Annotated in this window: 1 protein-coding gene; it reads right to left on the bottom strand. The window is 69.5% G+C overall.

Annotated elements, in window-relative coordinates; all coding sequences use genetic code 11:
- Window positions 1-459: pyridoxamine 5'-phosphate oxidase family protein (locus EOA28_RS38175; RefSeq protein WP_148671233.1), on the bottom strand; the 459-nt coding region annotated here is incomplete at both ends.

The following is a 459-nucleotide window of genomic DNA, read 5'->3' as shown; positions in this document are numbered from 1 at the left end:
GTCCGGCGATGATGAGGTCGGCACGATCGAGCAGATAGGCCTTGCCGAAGCCGCCATTGAGGCTGGCACGCTCGGGTTCGAGCCGGAAAATGGAGAAGTCGCCAAGCCCGGCGTAGAGCCTTGCCTTGGGATTGCGGTTGAGATAGCGCCGCTCGGCGCGCTGGTGCTCTTCCGCCCCATGCTCCAGCCGCCTCGCCCGGCAGACCAGCGTTATGCGCGGATGCGCCAGCGGATCGCCCTTGCCGGGTTCGCCGACCAGCAGCGAACAGCGCGGGTCGGCAAGCAGCGCGCCGGTATGCGCCGACAGCATCGAGACCAGGATCAGCGGCGCGCCGTCACTGTCGGTGGCAACGCCGACCCGGCTCGCCAGCGGCGCCCCGGTGCCGGGCTCGATCACCGCCAGCGCGCCGAAGCGAGCGCTACGGATCAGCGTCTTCGCCAGCCTCACCGCTTCGGCAT

The sequence above is a fragment of the Mesorhizobium sp. M2A.F.Ca.ET.067.02.1.1 genome, from assembly GCF_004023285.1.
In the GTDB taxonomy this organism is placed as follows: domain Bacteria; phylum Pseudomonadota; class Alphaproteobacteria; order Rhizobiales; family Rhizobiaceae; genus Mesorhizobium.
This window is presented reverse-complemented; position numbering and strand designations above follow the sequence as displayed.